Below are 17,857 nucleotides of genomic sequence, written 5' to 3' on the forward strand. Positions count from 1 at the left end.
GGGGTTCAGCGCGACATGCTGCGCAGCATGCGGTGCATCGCGACCCCGCCCCAGCTGGGGCCGGCCATGAACTGCTCGTCCAGGTCTGAGAAGCCCCGCCGTGCGTAGAAGCGCCTGGCGCGCTCGTTGCCGTTGATGAGCCACAGGTACATGGGGCGGCCGTCGTCCACGTTGCTGAACAGGGCGTCGGCCAGCCCCGTGCCGTGGAAATCAGCGGAGACGTACAACCTGTCGAGCAGGCGGGTGGCGGGGGAGGGCAGGAGGTCGTTCTCCACCTCCCAGCTGGCCGGCGCATCCGTGATCGACGCGATGCCGACGATCTGACCGTCCACCCTGGCGACGAGGGCGCGAGCGGAACCGGGGTTGGCGAAACGCGCCTCCAGGCCGGGCACCCACTCGTCGCGGTAGGCGCGCTGGCGCTCGGCGAAATCGGCGGGCACGGTCCCGGCGTAGGTCGCCTCCTGCTGCGCGACGAGGAAATCGAACCAGCCCTCAGCGTCGTCGGGTGTGGGCGTGGTCAACACGGGTACGGGCACGTGCTCATGTTATCGCTAACACGGGCGCAAACCTGGCAAGCTGTGAACATGAGCCTGCTGGAGGTCATCGCACTGCACGCCGCCGACGCCGAGCGCGCCGAAGCCGGCGGCGCAGACCGCGTGGAACTGGTCGGCACCATGGACGACGACGGACTCTCCCCAGAGCCCCGCATGGTCGACAAGGTGCGCCGCGCCACCACCATCCATCTCCGCCCGATGGTGCGCCTGAGGCCGGGCTTCGGCACAGACGGGGGCGAGGTCACCCGGCTCAAGGGGCTCATCTCCGCCTACCGCGACGCCGGCGCCGACGGGGTGGTGCTCGGCTTCCTGAACGGCGCGAACCGGGTGGACCGCGAGGTGGTCTCGGAGCTCGTCGGCGACGGCTCACTGCCCTGGACCTTCCACCGCGCCATCGACCACTGCCTCGACGCGGCCAAGGCCTGGCAGGACGTGCGCACGCTGCCGGGGCTCACGCACGTGCTGACGGCCGGTTCCGTGCGCGGCGTCGAGCAGGGACTGGACGACCTCATCCGCCGCGCGAAGGCGGACGAGGAGGTGGCCCGCCTCATCATGGCCGGCGGCGGCCTCAAGCCGGAACACGTGCCGTGGCTGGTCCGGGCGGGCGTGCGCGCCTTCCACATCGGGTCACCGGCGCGCCCGGGCGGCTCCTTCAAGGCCTACATCGACACCGAACTGGTGGAGAGCTGGCGCGACCTCATCGACACCGAGGTGGCGCATGTCCGCAGGCCCCACTGAGCGCCGCGTCAAGCGCCGCCGTGGCGCCCGGGTGATCGTGCTGTCGTCTCCGGAAGGGGCGCAGCCGCAGGTGCTCCTCCAGGGCGACACGGATCCGGGCATTCCGGGTTCCCGTTTCTGGCAGACCCCGGGCGGCGGCATCGACGACGGTGAGTCGCCCCCCCAGGCGGCCGCGCGCGAGTTGTACGAGGAGACCGGGCTCACCGTCGACCCAGAGGAATTGGGACGGCCAGTCGCCACCCGCACCGTCACCCATGGCTATTCAGACCGCGTCCTCATCCAGCACGAGACCTACTACCGGCTGCACGTGCCACGGTTCGATCCGGTGCACGCGGCCCTGAGCGAGGCCGAGGCGAAGCGGCGCGTCGAAACGCGGTGGTTCCCGCTCGACGCGCTGCCCGCCGACGTCTGGCCCGCGGAACTGCCTCTGCTTGCGGCCCACGACGGCGAGGCGCTCGACCTCGGCGAGATCGAGGAATCCACGGTGCCGGCCCGAAGCTGAAGGGCTCAACGCCCCCTGAGCGAATACAGCATGAAGCCGATGCTGCACCCCAGCGCGATGAAGCCCCACAGCGTGGTGAACAGGGGCGACGGCTGCCCGGCGAGGTACCACTGCACCAGCAGCCCGGATGCACCGACGCTGGTGGCGACGTAGCCCAGCGCCTTCGTGAGCGGCTTGGTGCGCAGCCCGATGACTCCGGCGGCCAGCAGCATGAACGCGGAGGTGTTGCTGACGAGGAACCCGACGAAGCAGAGCACGGAGGCGACCCTGGCCAGCGCCCGGTGGCTGTCAGTGACCGGCACGGGGGTACCAACCGTCTGCGGGAGCACCACCGACGGCGGGGGAGCCCACGGACCGGTGGGTACAGAGGGGACTGTGGGCGGCGGGTAGGCGGACGCCGGCCCAGGCGGGTCGAGCGGCTGCCCGGTGGGAGGCGGGGGTGCCGTGTCGAGCGGGGACTGAGTCGTCGGGAAGGGCGTGAGCGGGTTGCGCGGGCCTGCCGGGGCGCCGCCCGGATCTGCCGTCAGGAGCGACGTGTACACCGTGAAGGCATCCCTCGGGTCGCGCATGCTCGAGGGGCGGTCGCCGATGAGGTTGAGCGGCTGCTGCGGGGGGAGCGGGTCGAAGCCGGTGGGGTGGCCGATGGGGCCGGGGGTTTCCGCCCGGTACGGCTCGCCGGACGACAGGGGGCCCACCACAGGGGTCGCGAACCCGTCCGGTCTCTCCACGGGCGCGTAGGCCGCGCCGTCCTTCCATGTCGCCATGGATTCATCGTAATGGCCCTGCGGCAACGGGGTCGGAACGTCAGGTTGGGCAAACGTACGGACAAACCTCTCCCCTGTACCTCGGTGCGCACATTTCCTGTTCACTTCACGGGGTAAATGAGCAGGATATGCTCAGGTCACGTTGCGCACAATAGGGTGGCGGGATGCAAAGCCGGACATTTCGGCAATCAGATTCGTGAAGATTCGGGAAAAACCATGGAAGTTATCATCGTTGAGAACGCTGACCAGGTGGGTCAGGTCGCCGCAGACAAGGTGATCGAGAACCTGGAGGGCATCGCAACTCCGGTCCTGGGCCTCGCCACGGGCAGCTCCCCGCTGTCGCTGTACGCGGAGTTGTCGCGCCGTTCCACCGAGGGCATCATCGACTTCTCACACGGCCTCGGCTTCGCTCTCGACGAGTACGTGGGCATCGACCCGGCGCACCCCGAGAGCTACCGCAACGTGATCCACCGCACCGTCGTAGAGCCGCTCGGGATGGATCCTGACCGCGTGCGCGTGCCCAACGGCTTCGCCGACGACCTGGAGGCCGCCGCTGACGAGTACGACGAGGCCATCGAGACCGCCGGTGGCGTCGACGTGCAGATCCTGGGCATCGGCTCCAACGGCCACATCGGGTTCAACGAGCCGTTCTCGTCCTTCTCCTCGCGCACCCACGTCGAGATCCTCACCGCGCAGACCCGCGAGGACAACGCGCGCTTCTTCAACTCCATCGACGAGGTCCCCACGCACTGCATGACGCAGGGTCTCGGCACCATCATGGACTCCCGCGTGGCCGTCCTGGTGGCCACCGGTGAGCACAAGGCGGACGCCATCGCAGCCATGGTCGAGGGGCCCGTCGCCAACGTGATGCCGGCCTCCATCCTGCAGTTCCACCCCAACTGCATCGTGATCGTCGACGAGGCCGCCGCCTCGAAACTCGAATACGCTGCGCAGTTCAAGGCCCAGCACGCGCTGAAGCAGCAACTCACGGGCAAGGCCTGACCCGCCCGGCCCACGTCGCTTGGGCAGCCAGCTGCCCAAGCGACTAGACTGTGCCGTCACTGGATTTTCTCTGAGAAGTGGGGGCGACGTGCCAACCGGTAAAGTGCGATTCTTCGACGCTGAGAAGGGCTTTGGGTTCATCACCAAAGACGGCGGTGGCGATGTCTACGTGCGCTCCAACGCGCTCCCTGACGGGGTCACCTCCCTCAAGCCCGGGCAGCGCGTCGAGTTCGGCGTGATCGAGGGCCGCCGGGGCGAGCAGGCGCTCAGCCTCCACGTCCTGGAGACCCCGCCGTCGCTGTCCAAGGCCCAGCGCAAGAACCCCGAACAGTTGACGATCATCGTCGAGGACCTGATCAAGATGCTCGACACCATCGGCAACGACTACCGCCATCAACGCCACCCAGACAGCAAGCATGCCTCCAAGGTCGCTTCGCTGCTGCGCCGCGTCGCCGACGAACTGGAGCTGTAAATGGCAAAACCCTTCAAGCTGGATGCCGTCACCGCCGAGGCCGTCGACCTCGCCCGCGAAGCCGCCGTCGAAGAGGGCGGTGACGAGGCCGTCGGCGCCCACCTGGGGGTCGTCGCCGAAGAGGGCGACCGCATCGTCACCCACTCCTTCGAGTGCCTCCTGACGGGCTACGCCGACTGGCGTTGGGCCGTGACGCTGGTGCGCGCCTCGCGTTCCAAGGTGGTCACCGTCAACGAGGTGGTCCTGCTGCCGCAGCCCGCCGCACTTCTCGCGCCTGATTGGGTGCCGTGGGAGGAGCGGATCGGCGCCGGAGACATCGCTCCGGGCATGCTCATGGCCACGCCGGACAACGACCCGCGCCTGGAGCCCGGCTTCGCCGCCACGGACCTGCCGGCCGACGCGGACCCGTCGGAATGGGTGCAGCTGCGCACCACCGTCGCCGAACTGGGCCTCGGTCGGCAGCGGGTGCTGAGCCGTGTCGGTCGCGACGAGGCGGTCGAGCGCTGGTGCCGCGGGGAGGCCGGCCCGCACAACGAGATGTCGCGCGAGGCCCCCGCCAACTGCGCCACGTGCGCCTACTTCGTGCCCCTCCGCGGCTCGCTGGGCGTCATCTTCGGCGCCTGCACCAACGAGTATTCGCCGTCCGACGGGCACGTCGTGTCGCTGGACCACGGCTGTGGCGGGCACTCCGACGTCGTGGCCGAACAGCGCCCCAAGGAACTGCCGGCTCCCGCGTTCGACACGGTGAGTGTCGACGAGAGCCTCTTCGACTGAGACTGGAAAGCCCGCGGGTCCGACGATGGTCGGCCCGCGGGCTTTGTGCTGCCTGCCGGTGGGGCTCAGGCCGGGCAGCTGGCCTTGACGACGAAGTTGACCGGGTCCTGGCCGGTGACGGCCGGGTCCATCAGGTCGTAGAACGGGCCGCTGCCCACGACGGTGAACCAGTCGCCGTCCCAGGTGATGGTGGCGCTGCCCAGGTCCCGTGCGGTGTCCATGTCGACAAGCTTGCCGTCGTCGAACACGACGCTGGCGCTCACCACCGTCTGCTTGTCGCCGGTGGTGGTGACGGCGACCTTCGCGCCACCCTCATTGCTCCCGCTCATGGACCAGTTGTCGTTGACCTGGGTGCAGCCCACCTTGGTGATGGCCTCCTCGGTGTCGCCGAGGCGCACGGCGGCGCCGCCCTGTGGGGCTTCGGTGGTGATCTCGGTGGGAAGGGCCTGGCCGGCAGGGACGTCGGCGTTCGCTTCTCCGGTGCCCTGCCCCACGGGAGAGGGGGCGCCACCGGCGCCGCCGGTGCATCCGGAGAGCAGCAGCGCCAGCACGGCGGGTCCTGCGAGGAGGGATGCCTTCACACGGTTCATAAATCGCCCTTTCTGACTTGGGCCAGCTTAGGCCAGGATGCGAAATGGACCCAGGCCTGACGCCGGTCGCGCATCGCGGACGCGCACCTGGTGAGAGTCGCCGGTGCGGAGGCAATAAGATGGTCGTCCGTGGTTACGAACTCCCCCAAGGCAGCCAAGCTGCATCCAGAGACCTCGCGCGGCACCGCGTCCGGACTCGACCGTTTCTTCGAGATCACCAAGCGCCGCTCGTCCGTCGGGCGAGAGATCCGCGGTGGCCTCGTCACGTTCTTCGCAATGGCCTACATCATCGCGCTGAACCCCCTCATCATCGGTACCGCGGCAGACAAGAACGGCAACCTGATCTCAGGCGCGCCCATGTACAGCGACGCCGCCCGCACCATCGTCGATGAGGCCGCCGTCGGCGCGTCGATCGGCATGGTGGCGGCCGCCACCGCGCTGATCGCGGGCCTGTTGACCCTGGCGATGGGCCTGATCGGCCGCTTCCCGATGGGTCTCGCCGCCGGCCTCGGCCTCAACGCCCTGGTGGCCTACGTGCTCGCGCCGCAGATGACCTGGCCCCAGGCCATGGGCCTCGTGGTGTGGGAGGGCATCCTCATCTTCGTCCTGGTGCTGACCGGGTTCCGGACGGCCGTGTTCAGGGCCATCCCGAAGACGCTGCGCACCGCCATCTCGGTGGGTATCGGTCTGTTCATCGCCTTCGTCGGCCTCGTCAACGCCGGCGTGGTCCGCCGCGGAGCGGGCACTCCCGTCGAGCTCGGTGTCGGCGGCACCCTGCAGGGCTGGCCGATCGGCGTGTTCTTCTTCGGAATGCTGATCCTGATCGCCCTGTACGTGCTGAAGGTCAAGGGCGCCATGCTCATCTCGATCGTCAGCGCCACCGTGCTGGGCATCATCATCGAGGCCGTCACGAAGGTCGGCGCCCAGTCGCCCGACGGCAGCAACGCCTACGGTTGGGCGCTCAACGTCCCGGCGCTGCAGAACTTCACGCTGCCCGATCTGGGACTCATCGGCCGTATCGACATGTTCGGCGCGTTCTTCCCGGACGGCGAGTTCTCGCTGGCCAACTTCGTCGCACTCCTGGTGCTGGTGTTCTCGCTGCTCCTGGCCGACTTCTTCGACACCATGGGCACCGTCGTGGCCGTGGGTTCTGAGGGTGGCCTGCTCGACAAGGACGGCATGCCGCCGCGCACCACCGAGATCCTGCTCGTCGACTCCGTCGGCGCCATGGCCGGTGGCCTTGGCTCGGTGTCCTCGAACACCTGTTACGTCGAGTCCACCGCAGGCGTGGGCGAAGGTGCCCGCACGGGCCTCGCGTCGGTCGTCACCGGCCTCGCGTTCATCGCGGCGATCTTCCTCGCCCCGCTGATCAACCTGGTGCCGTCGGAGGCCGCCGCCCCCGTGTTGGTGTTCGTCGGCTTCCTGATGATCTCGCAGGTCGTGGACGTCGACTGGACGCGCCCCGAGGTGGGCATCCCCGCCTTCCTGACGATCATCCTCATGCCGTTCGCCTACTCCATCACGGTGGGCATCGGCGCCGGCATGGTGGCGCACGTGTTCATCAAGCTGGTCAAGGGTGAGGCCAGGAAGATCCACCCCCTGATGTACGTGGTGGCGGCGCTGTTCGTCATCTACTTCATCCAGGGCGCGCTGATCGGCTGGCTCATCGGCTGATCTGCTGGACCACAACGGGCCGGGCGGTATTCCGCCCGGCCCGTCGTCGTCCCGGCCGATGAGGCACTCTGGAGGAGAGCGACGAGGAGGGACGATGGCGGAGAACTTCAACCTGGTCAGTACGGGGACGGCGGGGCTGGACCGGATCGTGGATTCGTTGCGCCTCGGCGACAACGTGGTGTGGCAGGTCGATTCCCTCGACGACTACCGCCGCGTCGTGGAGCCCTTCGTGCGGCGGGCCCTCGCCGACGGCCGCCACATCACCTATGTGCGCTACGGCACGCACGCGCCCGTGGTGGACGATCCCGCCGTCGAGGTGGTGGAGATCGAGCCCGGAGGCGGGTTCGAGGCGTTCGCCACGGCCGTGCACACCATAGCCGCTGAGCGCGGAAGGCTCGCCTTCTACGTGTTCGACTGCCTCACGGATCTCCTGAGCGGGTGGCACTCGGACCTCGCCGTGGCCAACTTCTTCCAGGTCACCTGCCCCTTCCTCTACGAGTTGGACACCGTCGCCTACTTCCCGTTGGTGCGCGGCGAGCACACGTACGCGACGGTCGCCGCCATCCGCTCCACCACCCAGCTCCTGCTGGACCTCTATGGCGTCGACGAGGAGCTGTACGTGCACCCCCTCAAGGTCTTCGGGCGGCACTCACCCACGATGTTCTTCCCCCACGCGCTGCAGGGCGACGACGCGCGGCCCATCACGTCGTCGGAAGCCTCCGCCAGGCTCTTCGCCCGGATGAGCGACACCTTCGACCCGCCGGACCACTGGCAGTCGCTGGTGCAGACCGGCCGCAACGCGTTGCGCTCCGGGGACGAGGGCGAGGTCGCAGGCGCGAAAGGCCTGCTGCTCCAGATGCTCGTCGGTGGTGAGGGGCGGATGGTCGAGTTGGCCGAGAGCTACCTCACGCTCGACGACCTGGTGGCCACCGCCTCCCGGGAGATCGGTACCGGCGCCATCGGCGGCAAGGCGCTGGGCATGCTCGTGGCCAGGGCGATCCTGGCGCGGCAACCGCAGTTCCGGGCGAAGATGGAGGCCCACGACTCCTTCTTCCTGGGCGCGGACCTCTGGTACACCTACGTGGTCGCCAACGGGTGGTGGCGGCTGTGGATGGAGCAGAAGACCCCCGAGGGCTACTTCAGCGCCGGTGCGGAACTTCACCAGAAGCTCGCCACCGGCCGCTTCCCGCCGTCGGTGCGGGACCACTTCATGCGGATGCTGGAGTATTTCGGTCAGTCGCCGATCATCGTGCGCAGTTCCTCGCTGCTGGAGGACAACTTCGGCAACGCCTTCGCCGGAAAGTACGAGTCGGTCTTCTGCGCGGGCCAGGGCTCGCCGGAGGACCGTTACCAGCGCTTCGAGGACGCCGTGCGCTCGGTGTATGCCAGCGTCATGAGCGCCGAAGCGCTCGAGTACCGGCGCGACCGGGGCCTCTCGCACCTCGATGAGCAGATGGCCGTCCTGGTGCAGCGGGTCTCCGGCGACCACCACGGCGACCTGTTCTTCCCCCACGCCGGCGGTGTGGGCAACTCGTCGAACCTCTACGTCTGGGAACCGGGGATCGACGTGGAGGCCGGGATGTTGCGCGTCGTGTTCGGCCTGGGCACCCGGGCCGTGGACCGCACCCACGAGGACTACGCCCGGATCGTCACGCTCGACGTGCCCAGCCGCAGGCCCATCGTCGAGGAGGGGATGGAGCGACGCTACTCCCAGCGGTACGTCGACGTGCTCTCGCTGAGCGCCAACGAGCTGGTGACAGAGCCGCTGCTCAACGTGATGAGCGGCGCAGCCGGGGACCCCGACGGGCGGATCGGGGCCGACTGGTCGCTGTTCCTCACGCCGGACCGGGGGGCGCTCAGGCGCCTGCAGGAGCTGGGGCGTTCCGCCGCCCAACCACAGATGATCTGTGACCTGCAGGGGCTCCTCACCACCACGGACTTCGGCGCGTTGATGCGGGAGGCGCTCGCCACCCTGGCGGAGGCCTACGACTACCCGGTGGACATCGAGTTCACCCTCAACTTCGGCCCGGACGGCGACTACCGCTTCAACCTCGTGCAGTGCCGGCCGCTCCAGACCCGTGGGCTGGGCAAGGCGGTGCGGATGCCGGAGCTGGCCAACAGCGGGGACTGCCTGTTCAGCTCGAACGGCACGTTCATGGGCGGCAATGTGCGGCTCCCGATCGGTGCCGTGGTCTACGTCCGGCCCAAGCGTTACCTCAGCCTGGGACACCAGGACCGCTACGCGGTGGCACGGTTGGTCGGTGAGGCAACCCGGGCGCTGAAGGGGAAGGGGGTGATGGCCATCGGCCCCGGGCGGTGGGGGACCACCACGCCGTCGCTGGGGGTGCCGGTGTCCTTCTCGGAGATCGCCGCAGCCGACGCGCTCATCGAGTACACCTACCCGGACGCAGACTTCCATCCCGACCTCAGCTACGGCAGCCACTTCTTCCAGGACATCGTCGAGGGGGAGACGTTCTACGCGGCCATCTTCGACGGGCGGCCCGGCTACGTGTTCAACCACGAGCAGCTGACGTCCAGACCCAACGAGATCCTCACCGTCGTGCCCAACGCGGACCCGGCCATCGCCGAGGTGGTGCACGTGGTGTGCACGGAGTCCCTCGTGCTGTACTCCGACGTCGTGAACCAGCGGGTCTTCTGCTGTTAGGTGGTTCTAGCTCCTAGTGAAGACGCTGGTCTCCAGGGCCAAGCGGCCGGCGCCGAGCAGTCCCGCGTTCTCTGCGGTTTCCGCCGGGGTGATCGTGAGGCTCTGTGTCACCAGTGGGTGGCAGCTCTCATAGATCGTGGAGCGCACGGCCGCAACGAACGGCTCGCTCGACGAGGCGCCACCGGTGAGGAAGACCGCGTGGGGGTTGAAGAAGTTGACCACCATCGACAGAGCACGTCCGAGATAACCACCGGCGCGGCGAACGAGCGAGGTGGCGATGGGATCCGCTTCGCGGGTCAGCCGCAGCACGTCAGCCGTGGTGTGGGTCAGGTACCCCTTCTCCCGAAGCAACCGCGCCAGCCCGGCGCCGCTGGCGACCGTTTCGAGGCAGCCCAGATTGCCGCAGGTGCATGGGGTGTCGCCAGCCTCTTCAATCCTCGTGTGGGTGATGTCGCCGGCGGCCCAGGTCGCACCTCGGTGCAGCCTGCCGTCGACGATGATGCCGCTGCCGATCGCTGTGCCGATCTTGACGGTGATGCTGTGACCCGATGCGCCCATCCGGGCATGGTGTTCGCCCAGAGCCATGACGTTTGCGTCGTTCTCCACCACCGCGGGAACCCCCATGTGGTCTGCCAGCCAATCGCGCACCGGGAACCCAGACCACCCTGGCATCCGCGAGGGTAGTTCCACCCTGCCGGCCTCGAAGTTGACTGGGCCAGGCAATGCGACGGAGACCGCCTTCACCTCACGACCCTCAGGCGCCACGCGCTGAAGGGCAGCAGCGACGCGGGCCAGCGTGTCTTCGGGACCGTCGGTGATCTGGAGCAGCAGGTTGGTGGCCGTCAGCAATTCCCCCGTCAGACCGACAGCTCCGACCCGTGCGTGCGTGCCGCCGAGGTCTGCGGCCAACACGACGCCAGCGTCACCCCCAGCGAGCTTAAGCACTCGCGGCCGACGGCCACCTTGTGAGACTCCCGAACCTGCCTCCTCAAGCGTGCCGTCGGCGAGCATCGCCTGCACGTGCACCGTCACGGTGGAAGGGGAGACGCCGAGCGCCCTGGCCAAGTCGCTGCGGGAGACAGCGTGGCCGCGGGCGACAAGTTCGGTGATCTGTTCGGGCAGTCCCATGGCGCCTCTTCCTTCGATGTCGAAAGAAGATACCACTGTCTCTATGATCTCCGAAGATGTATCTCACAGACCTCTTCACATCTCAGTCTGCGCTGTGGCATGCTCATCTCACCAAGGTTGAAGAAAGTTAGTTCGATGACGAACTAAGTCTCACGAAAGGCGACCATGAAGAACATCCGTCGAGCCATCGCTACTGCAGCGTTGATTCCCCTTGCGTTGACCGCCTGCGGCACCGACGCGGGGGGCTCCGCATCCGGTTCCTCCGACAGCAAGGACATCGTCATCGAGATGTGGGCCGGGGGCGAAAGCGACCAAGAGGCCATCGAGGCCCAAGTCGACATCGCGAAGAAGATGCTGCCGGAGTACAACATCGAACTACGCACCGCCCCCTGGGGAGACTTCTTCACGAAGCTCACCACCAACATGGCGTCAGGGAACATGGCCTGCGTCACCGGCATGAACTCAGGACGGCTCTCGAGCTACGTCGATGGGTTCCATGAGTTGACCGACGCCGACCTCGAGACTGCAGGGCTCAGCAGGGGCGACCTGGCTCCCGGCGCCGAGGAAGTGCTCATGAACAAGGGCAAGCTCTACGGCATCCCCTTCGACGTGGCGACGATGTTGGTCTATTACAACGAGGACCAACTCGAAGCTGCAGGTGCCCCTCTCCCTGAGGCCGGATGGAACTTCGACGATTTTGAAGCGACCGCCAAGTCCGCCACGGCCAACGGCAAGGACGGCTTCGCGGTAGGTATGGGTGACTTTCAGTGGATGGCTCTGCCCATCTCCAAGGCGGGTCTCCAGCCCGTGACGGAGGACGGCACCCTCGATCTGACCAATGAGAAATTTGCCGCAGCCGCCGACTGGTACGCCGGCCTGGTGTCCGAGCAGCAGGTTGCTGCCGAGGTGGCGTCCGCGTCCGAACTTGGGTGGGGAGAGGACCAGTTCTCGAACGGCAACGCTGCGATGGCGGTGGATGGAACCTGGAACGCGGTCAGCTACCTGACCAACGAATCGGGCTTCAACGTCGGCCTTGCGCCGCTGCCCTCCGCGGATGGCCGTGAACCGCTCGGCCTCGTCCTCGGCTCGGGCTTCGGTATCGCAAAGAACTGCGAGAACAAGGAGGCGGCCCTGAAGGTGATGGGTGCACTCCTGAGCGAAGAGGCGCAGGACTACGTCGCCTCGTCCGGTCGCAGCTACCCTGCGCGCACCTCATCCCAGCCGAAGTACTTCGACTCCCTTGACGAGGCCTACCGCGACGAGGTGAAGGAAGCCTTTGAGGCTGGTTTCGCCAACGTGCAGGGTCAGCGGGTCAGCGACGAGTGGGCCCAGGTTTCTGCGTACCTGACTCCGGAACTGGTCAACGCCTATTCCGGGCGTGCCGAACTGTCTGACATCCTCGCCACTGCCCAGGGGCAGTTCAGCTAGATCATGTTCCGTTCCCCTCACACCGCCCCCCGACGTGGGGCACTCACCCGGAAGGAGGCGCGCCAGGCGCTGGGCTTCGCATCCCCAGCCCTGGTGGGCCTCGCTGCCTTCACCATCGTGCCGGTGTGCCTCTCCATCGTGATGAGCTTCTTCCATTGGCCGACGTTCGGTGACCGGTACTTCAACGGGGTCGACAATTACATCCGCTTGTTCACCAACAGCCCGGACTTCTGGCCGGCGTTGCGGAACTCGTTCGTCTACGCCCTTCTGTACGTACCTGCGAATGTGGTGTTGGCGCTGGCTCTGGCCATGGGCCTGGGGCCGCGTATCCGTGGGCGCGGGGCGCTCCGGGTGCTCTTCTTCATTCCCGTGGTCACACCGATCGTCGCCAATGTCCTGGTGTGGAAGATGATGCTTCAGCCGCAGGGACTCTTCAATGGCGTTTCAGTGTCCCTGTTCGGTTACGAGCTGCCCAACTTCCTGGCCGACCCCCAATGGGCAATGATCATGGTGGTCGTCATGAGCGTGTGGCAGGGGCTGGGCTACAACATGCTGATCTTCTCGGCTGCACTGGAACAGCTGCCCGAGTCCGTCGTTGAAGCGGCGCTGATCGATGGCGCGCAGGGATTCAAGATGACGTGGAACGTGATCCTGCCGATGATCTCTCCCGCCCTGTTCTTCGCCACCGTCATGACGATGATCACCGCGCTGCAGGTCTTCGCGCAGCCGCAGCTGCTCACGGGTGGAGGCCCCGGCAACGCAACGCAGCCACTCGTCCAGTTCATCTACAACCAGGGCTTCAAGTTTCAGAACCTCGGACTGGCCGCCGCGGCTGCCTGGATTCTGTTCGCAGTGATCATCGGCATCACCGCACTGCAGTTCAAAGCACAGAAGCGATGGGTGCATTATGAGCACTGAGACCCTGACACCCGAGAAGGCTGAGACCCAGGCCGGCCCTGAGAAGAAGTCACGAGGCGGGCTCATCCTGCGGCACGTGACGATCTACCTGGCCGCCGCCATCTTTGTCCTTCCCCTGATCTACGCATTCTTCTCGGCTCTGAAGCCCAACACCGAGATGTTTGCGATGCCGCCGAGGCTGATCGGCTCCCAGCTGAAGTGGTCCAACTTCGCGGAAGTGTTCCGGTTCGGCCCCTTCCTCACCTACATCGGCAACTCGTTCTTCGTCGCGGTGGTAGGCACACTCGTGGTGCTGTTTGTCTCCGCGACGGCTGGCTATGCGTTCGGTCGCATGCGGTGGCCGGGCCGGGACGTGGTGTTCATTGCGTTCCTCGCGACGCTCATGGTGCCTGCCGAGGTGTTGGTCATCCCCATGTTCCAGATGATGCAGTGGTTCGGATGGGTCGATACCTTCCGGTCCCTGATCTTCCCGTTCGCGTTCGGCGCCTTCGGTACCTTCCTGATGCGTCAGTTCTTCCGTGGGATCCCCTTCGAGTTGGAAGAGGCGGCGAGAGTGGACGGTGCCGGGACGGTGAGGATCTTTGCCACGATCATCCTGCCGTTGGCGAAGTCCGCACTCGCTGTCCTCGCCGTGTTCACCTTCCTCGGCTTTTGGAACAGCTACCTCTGGCCGCTCATCGTGACGGTTGACTACAACGCGCACGGCACACTGCCCGTCGGCCTGGCCACCTTCTCCACACAGCACGGAACCCGTTGGGACCTCCAGATGGCGGCCACCATCATCTCCATGATTCCGACGACCTTGCTGGTCATCATTCTTCAGAAGCACCTCATCAAGGGCATCGCCATGGCGGGGCTGGGTGGCCGTTGATGAAGGACTACATCGGTGTCGACATTGGCGGCACCAAGATCGCAGTCGTGCGCTGCAACGCCGACGGGGAGGTGCTGTCGTCGACGACCGTACCGGCGCCGGCTCAAGCCGGAGGCGATGCGATGATCGCTGCCGTCAAGCACGGGATTGAGAGCCTTGGTGACGAACCGATCGCGGCCATCGGCGTCGGTGCCGCGGGCGTCATCTCAGGTGGAACCGTGGTGGCAGCCTCAGACACGTTCGTCGACTGGGTGGGCGTCGCAATCGACCGACGACTCCGAGACCGGTTCCGCGTCCCGGTGTATGCCCTCAACGACGTCAACGCCTTCCTCGCCGGGGAGTTGACCTGGGGCGTTGGGCGGGGGGAGTCCGACCTGTTTGGTCTCACTCTGGGCACCGGGGTGGGGGGCGCAGTCGCGCTCAATGGACGCGTCTGGGTGGGCCGCGGTGGAATGGCCGGGGAGATCGGGCACACCCCCGGGTACGGAGACCTCCTGTGCACCTGCGGCCAGAGCGGACACCTTGAGACCCGCGCCTCGGGGCGAGCGATTGAGGCGGCGTTCCTCGCCCTGACAGGCCGGGCAACGCCAGGCACGGAGATTGCAGACCGCGCCCGAGTGGGAGATCCGTCGGCGCTCGCCGTGTACGACGGAGCAGCGCAGGCCGTGGCCCAGGCGGCGGTGACAGCAGCCAATCTCTTCGACCTGCTGCACGTCGTCGTGGGTGGGGGTGTCCGACAGGCATGGGATGTCTTGAGCAGGCCGCTGGAACAATGGCTGGCACGGCTGCCCTCCGTGTCGGGAGTGACGGTGCGGGTGTCGCCGTCGAGCTTGGGTAAGCACGGTGTCGCGTTGGGCGCCGCCGCAGCAGCGATGGAAGAGGAGTCCCGTGAACCCGTTGGCCTCTGAGGTGTGGAAGGGGCCGCTACCGCCCCTCGGTGGTGGGCTGACCAGACCACGGATCGGGATCGGTGGGATCTCGATCGAGTCGAGCACCTTTTCGCCGCACATCAGCGGCGATGATGCCTTCCGGATCCGCGCCGGTGCCGACCTCCTTGCCTACTATCCCTTCCTGGCGGAAGGCGAGGATCTTCGCCGGGCCGCCGACTGGGTGCCGATCTACCACGGTCGGTCACTGCCCGGTGGCGCCGTCGCACCCGACACCTATGAACGGATGAAGCAGGCTATCGTCGCCGGCATCAGGGAGCAGGGCCCGTTCGACGGCTTCTTCTTCGACATCCACGGCGCGATGAGCGTCGTCGGCATGGAGGACGCCGAGGCCGACCTGGCCACCGCTGTTCGGGAGGCACTTGGCCCAGACACGCTGGTGTCGACCTCCATGGACCTCCACGGCAACGTGTCGCGGACGCTCCTCGACCAGGTCGACCTGCTGACCTGCTACCGGATGGCCCCGCATGAGGATGCGTGGAACACGAAGCAGCGAGCCGTCCACAACCTGCTGGTCCGCCTGAGGGGCACCACCGATGTGGTGGAACGCCGCCCGCTGAAGGCCTGGCTGCAGGTGCCGGTTCTGCTGCCGGGGGAGAAGACCAGCACCCGGTTGGACCCGGCGAAGGCGCTGTATGACCGCCTTCCTCAGATCGAGGCGCGCGACGGCGTGCTCGACGCGTCGATCTGGGTGGGGTACGCCTGGGCCGACGAGCCGCGGTGCCAGGCAGCCGTCGTCGTGACGGGTGACGACCCTGATGCCATCGCGTCCGCGGCCCACGAATTGGCCCGCAGCTACTGGGACGCACGTGGAGATTTCATCTTCGTGGGCCCGACGGCCGACTTCACCCAGGCGATGGACACTGCGGTGCAGGAGGACGCGCCGCGTCCCTTCGTGGTGTCCGACTCGGGCGACAACCCCACGGCCGGCGGAGCCGGAGACGTCGCCTGGTCCCTGGCGCAACTGCTGGAGAGGCCAGAGCTGACCACGCCCGGGCGCACAATCATCCACGCCTCAATCTTCGACGAGGTCGCGGTGGCGCAGGCCTGGGAGGCCGGGGTTGGCGCCGTCGTTGACCTCTCCGTCGGCGGGAAGGTGGACTCCCGCACCGCGCCGCCGGCCCAGCTGCGCGGCGAGGTGTTCTCCCTGACGGATGGTGATCCCGTGGCCGGTCGACAGGCGGTGGTGCGAGCCGGATCTGTGTTCGCCATCATCACCGAACGCCGCAAGCCTTTCCACCACCTAGCCGACTTCACGCAGCTCGGCCTCGATCCGTCCCGCGCCGACGTGGTCGTCGTTAAGATCGGTTACCTGGAGCCCGAGCTCTTCGGGTTGGCCGCCGGCTGGATCCTGTCGCTGACGCCCGGGGGTGTGGATCAGGACCTCCTGCGCCTGGGCCATCACCGATTGGCTCCAGGGGTGTTCCCCTTCGAGCAGGGCGTCGAACCGGAACTGACCGCCACCGTCACCAGGAGGAACTGATGCTTCGTTTTGAGATCCGCACCGGGCCGGAGTTCGGCGACAACCCGCCCGCATATCCCGAGACCGGCCGCGTGCCGGACTGGTACCGCGACGCGAAGCTGGGCTTCTTCATCCACTGGGGCCTCTACTCGGTGCCGGCCTGGGCGACCGCGCACGGGCCCGGGGGAGTGCCCGTCGAGGACGCCTACACCCACCACCAGTACGCGGAGTGGTACGGCAACACGGTGCGCATCGCCGGCAGCCCCACCTGGCTCCACCACCAGGCGGTCTACGGCACTGGCACCAGCTACGAGGACCTGGCGGACCACTGGCGCGCCGACCAGTTCGACGCCGACGACTTCGTCGGCCGCCTCGTCGACGCCGGCGCCCGCTACATCATCCCCACCTCCAAGCATCACGAGGGCTTCTGCCTCTGGGGCACGGGCACGACCGGTTTCAACGCCGTGCAGCGGGGCCCCCGCCGCGACCTGATCGCCGAACTGCACGACGCCACCCGCCGCGCCGGCGCCCGTTTCGGGCTCTACTACTCCGGGGCGCTGGACTGGCACGTCTCAGACTTCCCACCCATCGAATCCGACACCGACCTGTTCCGCTTCCGCCGCCACGACGAACTGTTCTGCCGCTACGCCGCCGCCCAGGTGGACGAGCTCGTGGAGCGGTTCGCCCCGGACGTGCTCTGGAACGACATCGAATGGCCCGACGGGGGCAAGGGGCATGAGGAATACGCCGTCGCCACGCTCCTCAAGCGGTACCTGGACCAGGTGCCCGACGGCGTTGTCAACGACCGCTGGGGGGTGCCCTATCACGGCTTCATCACCCGCGAATACATGGAGATCAACCACACCGTCGAGGTCCCCTGGGAAGCCACCCGCGGCCTCGGGTTCTCGTTCGGCTACAACCAGGCCGAGGGCTCGGAGCACACGCTCAGCGGTGCCGACCTCATCAGGCTGCTCGTCGACGTGGTGGCCAAGAACGGCAACCTCCTGATCAACGTCGGGCCCCGCGCGGACGGCACCATCCCTGAGCTGCAGGCGGCGTCGATGGCGGCCCTCGGCGGCTGGCTGCGGAGCTACGGCGACGCCATCTACGGCACCCGCCCCTGGGTGCGTTTCGGCGACGGGGATGTTCGCTACACGCAAAAAGCGGACACGGTCTACGCGCTGCTGGACCCGTCGCCCGGCGAACTCCACATCCCCCACGAGCTCGCCGGATCGCGACTCAGGTGGCTCGGCGCCGACGGTGAAGTCACCGTCTCAGCGGGCGACTGGGTGTCGGTTCCCCACGTGATCAGGGACGAGCCGGTGGTGGTCGCGGCCATGGAAGGCATTCCGGTGCGGGCGGGCTAGC

The 17,857-nt window shown here is 67.2% G+C and carries 17 protein-coding genes; 13 read left to right on the forward strand and 4 right to left on the reverse strand.

What is annotated here, in order from left to right; translation table 11 throughout:
- Positions 1-5 precede the first annotated feature (5 nt).
- On the reverse strand, positions 6-536 hold the full coding sequence (locus ACZK4S_RS12670) for a GNAT family N-acetyltransferase (RefSeq protein WP_463644505.1): 531 nt from the start codon (positions 534-536) through the stop codon (positions 6-8).
- A gap of 48 nt (positions 537-584) precedes the next feature.
- Between ACZK4S_RS12670 and ACZK4S_RS12675 the strand changes: the two genes are divergently transcribed.
- Complete coding sequence (locus ACZK4S_RS12675; RefSeq protein ID WP_076063770.1) at positions 585-1,292, forward strand: copper homeostasis protein CutC; 708 nt, start codon at positions 585-587, stop codon at positions 1,290-1,292.
- Positions 1,273-1,794 (forward strand): NUDIX hydrolase, encoded by a 522-nt coding sequence (locus ACZK4S_RS12680; protein WP_459397035.1) that lies wholly within the window; start codon positions 1,273-1,275, stop codon positions 1,792-1,794. The genes ACZK4S_RS12675 and ACZK4S_RS12680 overlap by 20 nt, the downstream gene beginning before the upstream one ends.
- Positions 1,795-1,799: 5 nt before the next feature.
- Here the strand turns inward: ACZK4S_RS12680 and ACZK4S_RS12685 are convergent, their stop codons facing one another.
- The gene (locus ACZK4S_RS12685) at positions 1,800-2,558 is read right to left on the reverse strand and encodes a hypothetical protein (RefSeq protein ID WP_459397036.1); all 759 of its coding nucleotides are present in this window, start codon (positions 2,556-2,558) and stop codon (positions 1,800-1,802) included.
- A gap of 216 nt (positions 2,559-2,774) precedes the next feature.
- Here ACZK4S_RS12685 and nagB point away from each other — a divergent pair, with 216 nt between their 5' ends.
- From nagB to ACZK4S_RS12700, 3 genes are all read left to right on the forward strand, one after another.
- Positions 2,775-3,560 (forward strand): glucosamine-6-phosphate deaminase, encoded by a 786-nt coding sequence (gene nagB, locus ACZK4S_RS12690; protein WP_076063843.1) that lies wholly within the window; start codon positions 2,775-2,777, stop codon positions 3,558-3,560.
- 88 nt (positions 3,561-3,648) lie between these two features.
- Positions 3,649-4,032 carry a cold-shock protein gene (locus ACZK4S_RS12695; RefSeq protein WP_076063845.1) on the forward strand — a complete coding sequence of 128 codons (384 nt, stop codon included), beginning with the start codon at positions 3,649-3,651 and terminating at the stop codon, positions 4,030-4,032.
- Positions 4,033-4,806 carry a DUF3027 domain-containing protein gene (locus ACZK4S_RS12700; protein ID WP_463644506.1) on the forward strand — a complete coding sequence of 258 codons (774 nt, stop codon included), beginning with the start codon at positions 4,033-4,035 and terminating at the stop codon, positions 4,804-4,806.
- A 65-nt stretch (positions 4,807-4,871) separates the two neighbouring features.
- Here the strand turns inward: ACZK4S_RS12700 and ACZK4S_RS12705 are convergent, their stop codons facing one another.
- A complete protein-coding gene (locus tag ACZK4S_RS12705; protein WP_255436361.1) occupies positions 4,872-5,396 on the reverse strand; it encodes a lipoprotein LpqH in 525 nt (174 codons plus the stop codon).
- Positions 5,397-5,525: 129 nt separating this feature from the next.
- Between ACZK4S_RS12705 and ACZK4S_RS12710 the strand changes: the two genes are divergently transcribed.
- Positions 5,526-7,070 (forward strand): NCS2 family permease, encoded by a 1,545-nt coding sequence (locus tag ACZK4S_RS12710; protein ID WP_463644507.1) that lies wholly within the window; start codon positions 5,526-5,528, stop codon positions 7,068-7,070.
- 94 nt (positions 7,071-7,164) lie between these two features.
- On the forward strand, positions 7,165-9,735 hold the full coding sequence (locus ACZK4S_RS12715) for a PEP/pyruvate-binding domain-containing protein (protein WP_463644508.1): 2,571 nt from the start codon (positions 7,165-7,167) through the stop codon (positions 9,733-9,735).
- A 6-nt stretch (positions 9,736-9,741) separates the two neighbouring features.
- Here the strand turns inward: ACZK4S_RS12715 and ACZK4S_RS12720 are convergent, their stop codons facing one another.
- Positions 9,742-10,863: an ROK family transcriptional regulator gene (locus tag ACZK4S_RS12720; protein WP_076063852.1), complete on the reverse strand. Its 1,122-nt coding sequence runs from the start codon at positions 10,861-10,863 to the stop codon at positions 9,742-9,744.
- Positions 10,864-11,028: 165 nt separating this feature from the next.
- Between ACZK4S_RS12720 and ACZK4S_RS12725 the strand changes: the two genes are divergently transcribed.
- From ACZK4S_RS12725 to ACZK4S_RS12750, 6 genes are all read left to right on the forward strand, one after another.
- Positions 11,029-12,291: an ABC transporter substrate-binding protein gene (locus ACZK4S_RS12725; protein ID WP_076063854.1), complete on the forward strand. Its 1,263-nt coding sequence runs from the start codon at positions 11,029-11,031 to the stop codon at positions 12,289-12,291.
- 93 nt (positions 12,292-12,384) lie between these two features.
- Entirely contained in the window at positions 12,385-13,209 is an 825-nt protein-coding gene (locus tag ACZK4S_RS12730; RefSeq protein ID WP_463644509.1) for a carbohydrate ABC transporter permease, read from the forward strand.
- Complete coding sequence (locus ACZK4S_RS12735) at positions 13,199-14,080, forward strand: carbohydrate ABC transporter permease (protein ID WP_083665681.1); 882 nt, start codon at positions 13,199-13,201, stop codon at positions 14,078-14,080. Before ACZK4S_RS12730 ends, ACZK4S_RS12735 begins: the two co-directional genes overlap by 11 nt.
- The gene (locus ACZK4S_RS12740; RefSeq protein ID WP_076063859.1) at positions 14,080-14,988 is read left to right on the forward strand and encodes an ROK family protein; all 909 of its coding nucleotides are present in this window, start codon (positions 14,080-14,082) and stop codon (positions 14,986-14,988) included. The genes ACZK4S_RS12735 and ACZK4S_RS12740 overlap by 1 nt, the downstream gene beginning before the upstream one ends.
- Positions 14,969-16,510, forward strand: a complete 1,542-nt coding sequence (locus tag ACZK4S_RS12745) for a M81 family metallopeptidase (protein ID WP_463644510.1) — start codon at positions 14,969-14,971, stop codon at positions 16,508-16,510. Before ACZK4S_RS12740 ends, ACZK4S_RS12745 begins: the two co-directional genes overlap by 20 nt.
- The gene (locus ACZK4S_RS12750; RefSeq protein ID WP_463644511.1) at positions 16,510-17,856 is read left to right on the forward strand and encodes an alpha-L-fucosidase; all 1,347 of its coding nucleotides are present in this window, start codon (positions 16,510-16,512) and stop codon (positions 17,854-17,856) included. Before ACZK4S_RS12745 ends, ACZK4S_RS12750 begins: the two co-directional genes overlap by 1 nt.
- The last annotated feature ends 1 nt before the right edge of the window (position 17,857 follow it).

The organism is Tessaracoccus zhenghani, from assembly GCF_055326325.1.